Origin of the sequence: Mariniflexile sp. AS56, from assembly GCF_030552475.1 — a bacterium.
GTDB lineage: Bacteria > Bacteroidota > Bacteroidia > Flavobacteriales > Flavobacteriaceae > Mariniflexile.
The window spans coordinates 1-11,483 of sequence record NZ_JAUPED010000011.1 but is presented as its reverse complement, the minus strand read 5'-3'; the positions used below and the strand labels follow the sequence as shown (position 1 = coordinate 11,483).

Annotated in this window: 7 protein-coding genes; all 7 read left to right on the top strand. The window is 33.3% G+C overall.

The annotated features are described in order from the left end of the window. The first annotated feature begins 118 nt into the window (after window positions 1-118). The 7 genes from Q5N74_RS13785 (at window position 119) to Q5N74_RS13755 (ending at window position 11,260) form a co-directional block, all read left to right on the top strand. A complete protein-coding gene (locus Q5N74_RS13785) occupies window positions 119-3,784 on the top strand; it encodes a PAS domain S-box protein (protein ID WP_304389469.1) in 3,666 nt (1,221 codons plus the stop codon). Window positions 3,785-3,820: 36 nt separating this feature from the next. Further along, window positions 3,821-4,552 carry a hypothetical protein gene (locus Q5N74_RS13780; protein WP_304389468.1) on the top strand — a complete coding sequence of 244 codons (732 nt, stop codon included), beginning with the start codon at window positions 3,821-3,823 and terminating at the stop codon, window positions 4,550-4,552. A gap of 2 nt (window positions 4,553-4,554) precedes the next feature. Continuing rightward, the gene (locus tag Q5N74_RS13775) at window positions 4,555-4,920 is read left to right on the top strand and encodes a response regulator transcription factor (RefSeq protein WP_304389467.1); all 366 of its coding nucleotides are present in this window, start codon (window positions 4,555-4,557) and stop codon (window positions 4,918-4,920) included. A gap of 189 nt (window positions 4,921-5,109) precedes the next feature. After that, on the top strand, window positions 5,110-6,054 hold the full coding sequence (locus Q5N74_RS13770) for a HEAT repeat domain-containing protein (RefSeq protein ID WP_304389466.1): 945 nt from the start codon (window positions 5,110-5,112) through the stop codon (window positions 6,052-6,054). A gap of 78 nt (window positions 6,055-6,132) precedes the next feature. Continuing rightward, window positions 6,133-7,563 (top strand): glycosyltransferase family 2 protein, encoded by a 1,431-nt coding sequence (locus Q5N74_RS13765; RefSeq protein ID WP_304389578.1) that lies wholly within the window; start codon window positions 6,133-6,135, stop codon window positions 7,561-7,563. A 14-nt stretch (window positions 7,564-7,577) separates the two neighbouring features. Continuing rightward, window positions 7,578-9,998, top strand: a complete 2,421-nt coding sequence (locus tag Q5N74_RS13760) for a sulfatase-like hydrolase/transferase (RefSeq protein WP_304389464.1) — start codon at window positions 7,578-7,580, stop codon at window positions 9,996-9,998. Beyond that, a complete protein-coding gene (locus Q5N74_RS13755; RefSeq protein WP_304389463.1) occupies window positions 9,995-11,260 on the top strand; it encodes a YaiO family outer membrane beta-barrel protein in 1,266 nt (421 codons plus the stop codon). The genes Q5N74_RS13760 and Q5N74_RS13755 overlap by 4 nt, the downstream gene beginning before the upstream one ends. The last annotated feature ends 223 nt before the right edge of the window (window positions 11,261-11,483 follow it).

Sequence of the window (11,483 nt, the reverse complement as noted above, 5' to 3'; positions counted from 1 at the left end):
AAATCGATGAAGTGTACAAATATCCAGTTAAATTACCGATATTTGTTGTTTAAGCGAAATCCCTGTCTTCGTAATTTTAAAAAAGTAAAGGGTTTTGCACTAACCAGAATCTTAACCTATGAAAAAATCTTTTACTTTAAAAGAAGAGTATAATGCGATGCTTCAAGAGCATTCACACTTATACGACTGGTTAACAGAAGATATTCTTTACGGTGTTTGGTATTGCAACTTTCAGAATCCTGAAACCATATTTATTAACGATTCTTTTAAGAAAACCTTGAAGTACCCTACTGCTGTAACTAAAGAGCCGTTAGATATATTCGACAATATTTTAACTCCATTTGACAAGAAAAACATAGATAAGCAGATTCTTGCTTGTAAAAACAGTGCTTCAGAAAATCTTAACAGCATGTTTCATTTTAAGAATTATCTAAATGAAACTATCGCACTGCAAGCTATAGGTAAAACGATTACCGACTCTACAGGAAACAAGAAAGGGCTTTTTATTAAATTTTTGAAACCTGAAGATGCAGAAATACAAACTCCCAATTCAGAAGAAGAAATACTTGCTTTAAAAAAGCTACATGGCATTTACGATGAAACTAATGAAATTGCCCGAATTGGTGGTTGGGACATAAATTTAATTACAGGAACACTTGTTTGGACCAAAGTGACTAAAGAAATTCACGAAGTAGCACCAGACTATACTCCCGAGCTATCTGAAGGAATCAATTTTTATAAAGAAGGTTATGATAGAGAGTTAATAACCCAATTATTCAATGACGCTGTTGAAAAAGGCATTCCGTTTGATCAAGAACTTAAATTAATTACAGCTAAAGGAAACGAAATATGGGTGAGAGCCTTTGCTAAACCGGAATTCGAAAACGGAAAATGCATCCGAATTTTTGGGGCATTTCAAGATATAAACGAGAAAAAGAAACAGGACCTTCAAATGAAGGAAACCAAAGAACGTTTCGAAAAAATTTTTACAAATTCCTCTATAGGAATGCTACTTGTAAATACAGACAACAAAGTTTTAATGGTGAATCGCGCCGTTCTTAAAATTTTCGGCTTTAAAAAATCTAATAAAGATGCTATATTAAATTTAACTTTTAAAGATTTAATTCACCCCGATTATTTAGAAAAAGCAGCATTAAACCGACAAAAACTTCTTGCTGGAAAAATTAACAGTTACAAGTTAGAAGCGAAATATTATACTACTGACGGCACATTAATTTGGTGCACCTTAAATACGTCTATGGTGCGCGGTCATGACCATTCTGACGATCTTATTATTACCCAAGTTGAAGATATAACCGAACGAAAGGAACTGGAACGCATTGCTTTAGAAAACTCCAATAAGTTCATGAATGCTTTTGAATATTCACCAAACGGCATGGGCGTTGTTTCTATAACCGGAGAATGGCTTATGGTTAACAAAAACCTGTCTCAAATGATTGGTTATAGTAAAAAGGAACTTTTACTACTACGATCTAAAGACATAACTCATGAAGATGATTTATATAACGATACCGAGTTTTTAAAGGAACTAATTAGTCAAAAACGCGAGTCGTACAGCATTAAAAAAAGATACATACATAAAAGTGGTAAAATAGTATACTGTTATTTAAATGTGTCGTTATTAACTGATAAATACGGCAAACCTACTTCACTTATTGGTCAAGTTGTAGACATGACCGAGAGTATAAAGTCTGAAAGAGTATTGCAAAACACTCTAAACGATTTACAAAGCCTTCTTGCTGCAACCACACATGTCTCTATAATAGAAACAGATTTAAACGGTATTGCACGTAAATTCAATAAAGGTGCAGAAAACTTATTAGGCTATAGTGCTAAAAAAGTAGTAGGTTCTCTCAATGTGGGTTTATTACACGACCCTGAAGAAGTTGCTAAAAAAGGTAAAGAATTATCAAAAATATATAAACAAGAAATAACAGGTTTCAATGTATTTATACACAAAGCGAACTTAGGAGAACACGATTCTAGCGAATGGACGTACATACGCAAAAACGGAAAAAGATTCCCGGTACAACTTGTGGTTACAGCAATTAAAAATCATGAAGGACACACAACTGGTTATTTAGGTGTAGCAACAGATATTTCCAAATTAAAGGAAATGGAAACATCTTTAGTAAAATCGAAACTAAAGGCGGAAGCTGCCAACAAATCTAAATCGGAATTCTTGGCTAACATGAGTCATGAAATTAGAACACCCCTAAATGGTGTTATAGGTTTTACCGATTTACTTATGAAAACCAAACTGTCTACCGTTCAAGAAAAATATATGCATACTGTATATAATTCGGCAAATGCCTTGTTGGATTTATTGAATGACATTCTAGATTTTTCAAAAATTGAAGCTGGAAAATTAGAAATAAATAATGAAAGAACCGACTTGGTTCAACTTTGTGGTCAGACTATTGAAATTATTAGGCATCAAGCCCACGAAAAAGGACTTGAAGTATTACTCGACATTCCGCCAACCACAAATAAGTTCATCCAAGCAGATTCTGTGCGTTTGCGCCAAATCCTAACTAATTTATTAGGGAATGCCGTAAAATTCACCGAAACTGGAGAAATTGAACTTAAAATAAGAACCGAACCCAACCCTGCCAACGAAAAAGAAATGCTTTATAAGTTTTCTATAAGAGATACAGGTATAGGTATTGACCCCAATAATTTAAAGAAGATTTTTTACGCCTTCGATCAAGAAGACGCTTCTACTACCAGAAAATATGGTGGTACAGGCTTAGGCTTAACTATTAGCAACAAATTACTGCAATTAATGAGCAGCCAATTGCATGTTGAAAGTAAATTGGGAACTGGTAGTGTTTTTTCATTTTCAGTGAATTTTGAAATAGAAAATCAGGAAAGTCACAAAGTCACAAAAACAAAATCGGTTAAAAATGTTATGATTATTGATGATAATTTCAATAACAGAACCATTCTAGAAAACATGTTGGCTATTGATAAAATTAATACCACATCGTTTGCAAACGGTATAGACGCTATTGAATCATTAGAAAAGGAAAACCCTTTCGATTTGGCTATTATAGATTACCACATGCCCTATTTAAATGGTTTGGATTTAATAAGGCATCTTAGAGAAAAAATGGAATTAACCTCTAAAAGTCTCCCTATTATCTTGTTACATAGTTCTGGTGAAGACAAAAAAATACAGCAACAATGTAAGGAGCTAGATGTGCAATTCAATGTGGTTAAACCAATTCAAATGAATAATTTATTTGAATTGATTGCCAATATCGAAGACCCAGTACTTAAAAACAACGAAACTGCAGATGGCCACGAAAGCATCGATTTATCTCAATTAACCTTCAACATACTGGTAGCAGAAGATAATCCTGTAAATAAATTTTTATCGAGAACTATATTGAGTAAAATCCTTCCGAAGGCAAACATTTTCGAAGCTAATGATGGTCAGGACGCTGTAAGTCTTTATGAAACAGAAGATATCGACCTTATTTTCATGGACATACAAATGCCTATTTTGAGTGGTTTTGAAGCGACCGAACAAATAAGACTCTTGGAGAAAGATGGCGACCACTTACCTATTATTGCATTAACAGCAAGAACAGTAAAAGGTGAAAAAGAACGCTGTTTAAGCCATGGAATGGACGATTATATTACAAAACCAGTAATATTAGATAGAATGAAAAAAACCATCATAGACTTTTTGGTAAAACCACAGGTACAAAACCATGCTAACAAAAAAAACGTAAGTAATAACACAGCCCAGTATTAAACAAAATTAGTGAGCACCCCAAATATTAAATAGAACATGAACCTACTATCCAAATCCTCACCACAAATCAAGATTTTACTTGTGGAGCAAGATACCGAACACACCAACACGTTTCTGCGATTAGCAGAGATGAACAATTGGCTTGTTTACACATGCGAAGGAAGTATGCAAGCCATACGCTGGATTAAGGAAAACGAGGCTCCACATGTAATGATTATAGAAAAAGAGGCTTCACCACTTAATGGTTTTCAAACACATGATTACATTCAATCAGAATTGAAAATAACTATTCCTGTATTAATTTCCAGCGACATAAATGCTATCTCAAATAACAGAAACGGACTCGATTTTATTAACAAACCATTTTCTAAGGAATCTATAACTACTATTAATTCAAAAATTAAAGAAGTGGGTAGCCCCAACGAACTAGATGATAAAGACTATTCTCTAGATTATTTAATAAATTTATCTGATGGTAATGAAGAGTTTATACTCACATCCTTGAATATTTTTAGAGATTCTGTAGCAGTTAAACTCGCTGAGATAAATGAAGCACTTCTAATTAATCAATTTAATACCATTCGTGAAATAGCACACAATATTAAACCTTCTTTTGAAATATTAGAGAGTACTATAGGCAGGGACCTTTGCAACGACCTTGTTTATAAAGCAACTGAAAATAATATACCAGAGCTCGTACAGCAATTACATGAACTGTACACAACCATTGATTTGCAACTTAAAAATGATATCCCTAAATACGCTTAAGCATGAAAAAAAGAATTTTAATAGTAGAAGATAATCCCATGGTTGTGAAATCATTGGAATTTAAATTAATCAAAGATGGTTACACCGTAATCATTTCAAGTGATGGCAGAGATGCTTTAGAAAAATTGAAAACAGAAAATTTCGACTTAATACTTACAGACCTTATGCTTCCATTTGTTTCTGGAAGTCAAATTATAGAATATATAAAACAAAACATACCAGGAATGCCCATTATTGTGCTTTCTACATCGAATCAAGAAGATATAATCACCGATGCCTTTACAATGGGTGTGGAAGATTTTATAACAAAACCATTTAGCCCAAACGAGCTTTCTCTTAGAGTTAGACGCACTTTGGCACAATATTAAAAACAGTCACAGCATACCGTTTTAAATTAAGTTTTAATCGACCCCCAAGTCACTTAACACCTACAACCTATGAATTTTCACTCCTCACCCTTTGAGGCATGGCCATTTATTTTAAAGCTAAACTTTGTTTTAAGCCTTTGCTTTTTTTGCCTATCGTTAATTCTTATTAGCGCTTTGTATTACCAACGATTGAATAAAAATTTAAAGCTTAAAAGAAGAAAAGCTTTAGAAAACATTCTATTGGATTTTATAAATTCTTATTTATTTGATGAAGATTTCGATAAAAACGAAGAGGTATTCAAACTCAAAAAAGAACACCTACCTACTAACTTTCATTTAAAAATAGCGCTTAAACAACTCTTAATATTCAATGAAAACCTAAAAGGGGAATCTACAGCAATGATTAAAAATCTTTTCATATCCTTAGGTCTTTATGATTATATAGTATCTGAATTAAAATCGAACGCATGGCAGCGAAAAGCAAGAGCCCTTTTTGTGCTTTCTCAATTATCTATAGAAATTCCTGAAGGACTTATTGACCCCCTTATTAACGATAAAAAAATTGAGGTTAGGCAACAAGCCATCTTATACATATTAAATTTATCTGAAGCTAACCCATTGGGATTCCTAAACAAAATAAAAAGTCCATTAACATTGTGGCAACAAATTTATATTGAGAATAGTTTAAAGAATGCCTATAAAGGTGAAATCCCCGATTTTTCACAGTGGTTAAACCACGACATGTGCAGTGTAGTCGCATTTTCAATAAGAATGATGTCGGAATTTAATCAATTTCAAAACATCCCCGTACTTATGGCTTTTATTGACCATAAGGAAGAAGCTATAAGAAAAGAAGCCATACGCAGCCTTGGGAAAATGGAACATAATGAACTTTTACCCATTTTAATTTCTAAATTTCACAATGAAACACAACTTATAAAACAAGAAACACTTAAAACCATCAAGCACATTGGTACTTACAAGCATTTAGCAGACTTAGGTTTAGGTATCTACCAAGAAAATAACAGTGTAAAAGTTACTTATTACAATCTAGAACGCTATTTTAGGTCAAAACCATCATTTAACATAGATAGCATTGATTTAATATTAAAATCACCCTTACTAACCCCCTAGATTTTGTTTTTTATACCTGCTTAGCGGTATTAAAAAGACTTAATTTTTAACCCATTAAAAACAAAACTAATTTTGAATATTAATTTTCATCAGATCATAGAAATTGCCAGTTGGGTCTTTTTGGCATATGGTCTCATTATTTGTTCAGGATATATTTTCTCTGCCATTTTTTCTTTAATTGAACTAAGAGATTACAAAAAGAAAAACAATTTTCAAGATGAGATTGCCCTTCTTAAATCCTCAAACTTACCGTCCATTTCCATCCTCGCTCCTGCTTATAATGAAGAAGCTAATGCTGTTGAAAATGTTCGGTCTTTATTAACTTTAGATTATCCTTCCTTTGAAATCATCATTATAAACGACGGAAGTAAAGATGGTACTTTACAGAAGCTTTTGGATACTTTTGATATGGTACTAGATGATTCATTATACCATAACGCCATTCACACCGAGAAAATAAGAGGTGTGTATATCTCCAAACAAAAAGCCTATAAAAATTTAAAAATTGTAGACAAGGAAAATGGTGGAAAAGCAGACGCTTTAAACGCCGGCATCAACATTAGTAATAACCCTAAAATATGCTGTATTGATGTGGATTGTGTTCTGGAAAGAGATGCTTTATTAAAACTTATAAAACCATTTTTAGATAATGATAAAAAGGTTATCGCTTCTGGCGGAATAATAAGAATAGCCAATTCGTGTATTATTGAAGATGGCCGTATTATAGAAGTACGATTACCAAACACCTTTTTAGCACGTGCTCAAATTATTGAATATTTTCGCGCCTTTTTAATGGGCAGAATGGCATGGTCTAAAGTTGATGGTTTACTACTTATATCTGGAGCTTTCGGTATGTTCGATAAAGAAACCGTTATAGAAGCTGGGGGTTACAACCCAAATACCGTGGGGGAAGACATGGAGCTGTTGGTACGTATGAGACGTATGATGCAGGAAAAGAAAGTGGACTATACCGTAGCCTTTGTTCCAGACCCTTTATGCTGGACCGAAGTACCTCAACAATGGAAAATATTATACAGACAACGAAACCGCTGGACACGTGGTACTATTGAAACACTTTTGCTACATAAAAAAATGATTTTTAACCCTAAATACAAAGTATTAGGACTATTAAGTGCCCCTTACTGGCTCTTTTTTGAATGGCTTGCACCTATTATAGAATTTCTTGGTATTCTATTTTTCATCGTGCTTGTGTTTTTTGGTCAAATTAACTGGTTGGTTTTTCTAATATTTTTTGGAGTAGTTTATAGTTTTGCTATTCTATTTTCGTTTACAGCGCTTTACTTTGAAGAAATTTCGTTTCAACAATACAAAAAATCAAAGCATATATTGATACTTATCGGAACAGCGCTTTTAGAACCCTTAATTTACCATCCATTCGTTATGTTTGCTGGTATAAAAGGGAATATCGATTTTTTATTAGGCAAGAAATCTTGGGGAGAAATGAGTCGTACAGGATTAACAAATCATCAACCCGTCGAGGATAAATAGACACTTTAAATTAAATGAAATTCAGCCTAAAAAACAAAGCAACATTAAACTACCTGTACACTGTATTGGCGCTGATTTGCACCTTTTGGTTTATAAGCAGCTACGAACTTTATTTAGGCAACCCCAGGCTTGATGCACCTCATGGAGTAATCACTTTAGGCTACAAATTATTGAATGATTTTTGGAGCGGATTCATAATAGGCATCTTGTGCTTCCCCATATTCATACTCATCAATATTATTCGAGAAAAGGTTGCTTTTATAGTAATCAGCATGCTATTCGTTTTACTCGTAATACTTCAATTTGCACTTGTAAAATATAGTTTAACAACGCTCATAAATTTAGGTGCCGATATTTTAGGGTATTCCTATGACGATATTTTTAGCACCGTTTCAGGCTCAGAGCCCTTATCAGTTATTTACTTTCTGCCATTTATTCTTTTTGTAATCTTATTTTACCTTATTAATTTTTTAATTAAAACCTATTCTAACACACGATTCATTCTTGTTTTTGTAGCTTCATTACTTGTAGTACTTGGTGCTTTAAAATTAATATTACCGAATACAGCTAGTGATACACATCAAAACAAAACAGCTTATTTGGTGAAAGATATTATAAAGTTTCAAAGCGAAAAAAGCAAACTCAATGCTTTTAATACTCAAGATAGAAATGATTTTCCGTTATTAAAACCATTCAATAATGAAGATGTTTTATCGCCTTTTATAGAAGCAGGCCCAGATAAACCTAACATTGTGGTTATGGTTGTTGAAGGTTTAGGCGGCGAATTTATAAATGGCAATACCTATAGTGGGTTCACTCCTTATTTGGATGAATTGGCATCAAAATCACTATTCTGGGAGAATTTTGTTAGCACAACAGGCCGCTCCTTTGGTATATTACCGTCTTTATTTGGGTCCTTACCTTATGGAGAAAAGGGGTTTATGGAACTTAAAAAAATGCCGTCACACCATTCTTTAATTAGTATACTAAAAGGCAATGGTTACTACACCTCATATATTTCAGGTGATGCATCAAGCTTTGACCGGAAAATAAATTTTTTAGAATATAATGGTATCGACACCCTTGTAGATGAATCTAATTTTGGAGACGGTTATGCAAAAACTAAAGGAAATTCCGGTGGTTTTTCTTGGGGCTATCCAGATAGTGAAATTTTTAAGAAAGCCATAGCTTCTATGGACGTTGAAAAGCAACCTCGCTTAGATATTATTATGACGCTTTCCAATCATGAACCGTTCGAATTTCCGGGAAAAGACATTTACATGGAAAAGGTTGACCGTTTATTGAATAATTCTAAAAAACCAGAAGCACTAAAAAACGAGATTTTAAATCATAAAGCTATTTTCGGAAGTCTTTTATATACTGACGATGCTATTAAAAATTTCATGGAATCATATTCCAAAAGACCCGATTATGCTAATACTATTTTCATAATTACTGGAGATCACAGACTGATTCCTATTGAACAAAAAGATAAACTATGTAGGTTTCATGTGCCGCTACTCATATACAGTCCGATGCTAAAAAAGGCCGAATCTTTTAAATCGGTATCTTCACACTGGGATGTAACCCCTAGTTTACTTAGTTACCTAACGCATAATTATAAATTCAAACCCTTAAAAAAAACAGCTTGGATGGGGAAAGGTTTGGATACGGTCAAACATTTTAGAAACGTGAATAGTATACCGCTTATGAGATACAAAGGCAATGTTAGTGACATGATTTACAAAGACTATTTCATAAACAATAAAGAATTATTCAAAATCACTGAAAATTTCGGGACTTACAAAGTAACAGATGAAGCGTTGGTAAAAACTATTTCAGACTCATTATTCGCCTTTAAAAAAATGAACGCATACGTTACCCAAAGAAATAAAATATTCCCCGATTCTTTAAATATTTATGTAACCGCCAAATTTAAATTTTCAGAAGCACAACAAAAAACGATTAATAGATACACCAAAGGAAAAACCTTCGATGAGACCCTGTTAATAGCTAGAGATTTGGCTTTTAACAAAAAGTACAAAACAGCACAATTACTATGTGATTATATTTTAAATGAATACCCAAATTATTCAGACGCTATCATATTAAAAGGGCGCACACTCGCATGGCAACACGATTATACAAAGGCTGAAAAGCAGCTGTTAAATGCTTTAAAATGTGCACCATATTACGATGATGCCTATTTGGCACTATTAGATTTATATTGGTGGTCTAACCAAGAAAATAAATCGATCGCCATTTATCAAAAAGCTTTAGAAAACAAGGTGATTAATCCTGAAATTAGCTTCAAAATGGCAGAAGCTTATTTTCGAATGGAGAACAAGAATGAAGCTAAAAAGATAATGGATAGTATCACTAAAACACATCCAGACAATTCAGAATATTCAACCTTCAAACAAACCTTAAAATGATAAATAAGAATGAAATAAGAACCTATTTAATGGCAGTACTTTTATTTGTATGCGCATTATCATATGGGCAGGAAGTGTTTGAAGGCGACCCCGATAAAGCCTTTGAAACTGCGCGCGAATTAGCCTTTAACAAACAACGCAAACAAGCTCAAGACACCTTATTACTAATATTAACAAAGTATCCAGATTATCATGACATCAGATCGTTTTTAGGGAGCACCTATTCATGGGATGGGGCATACAAAAAAGCGAAAATAGAATTTGAATACGTTTTAAAGAATAGTCCTGAAAGATTAGATACTTGGGAAGCCGCTATAAAAAATGAACTTTGGAGTAAATCACCTTTTAGCGCACTAGAAATGTCTCAAAAAGCATTAAAACATTTTCCTGACAATCCAGACATTTTGTATTTAAAAGCGAGTGCTGAAGCTGCTTCAAACAACCATGAAGAAGCCTTACTTACAGTAGCATCTATTTTGAAAAACCACCCCGATCATGAAAAATCAATAACATATAAATCTAGCTTAATTGATGAACTTAGTAACAATGCCATTGGAGTGCGAAGTTCGGTTGATCTATATTCCGAAAATTTCGATCCCATGCAATATTACACGGTTAAATATGTGAGACAAACCAAATATGGTAGTATTCACAGTAAAGTGAATTTAAGCCATCGTTTCGCTTCTACAGGCGCTCAATTTGAAGTAGATATGTATCCTAGAATTACCAAAGGTTTATACGCTTATGCCAATTTAGGAATTTCAAATTCGTTTTTATATCCCGACTTCAGGTATGGTGCCGAACTATATAAATCATTACCAAAAGGTTTTGAGGCCTCATTAGGTTTTAGAGCCTTAAAATACAGTACAACAACTACAATTTACACAGGATCTGCTGGTTGGTATACGGGAAATAGTTATTGGTCCTTTCGTACCTACATAACACCAGGCGATTCTGGAGCAAGTCAATCTGGCGAACTTAATTACAGAAAATACAGAAGTAATGCCGACAACTATTTTAGTATTGCTGCAGGTATAGGTTTTTCACCAGACATTTACCGATTTGATTTTGAAGGAAACGAAAACTCCATCATAAATTTACAATCTCAAAAATTAAATTTGGGCTACTATTTTACTACAAATAACAATAAAAATTCTTGGGGTGTACAAGCAGGTGTATCACATCAAGAAATTAGTTTTGATCCAGGTTCTTATTTTTGGATTTATTCTCTGGCCTTATCATGGGATATGAAATTTAGGTAACACATCAAAAATCGCATTTTAAAAACGACTTATAACGGATCAATGCATATTTCTGGGGAGCCGTATAAATTATGCATTGATCCTGTTTGTGCTCATATAGGGTCAAACATAAAAGTTAGGGAGAATGTTATCTTTGAATAAAAGGAGTTTAGATTTTGAATATAGAATTAGCCCGTTATTTATTACCAGAAGGCCTGTTAGAATATTTTGATATTGTTTCTGA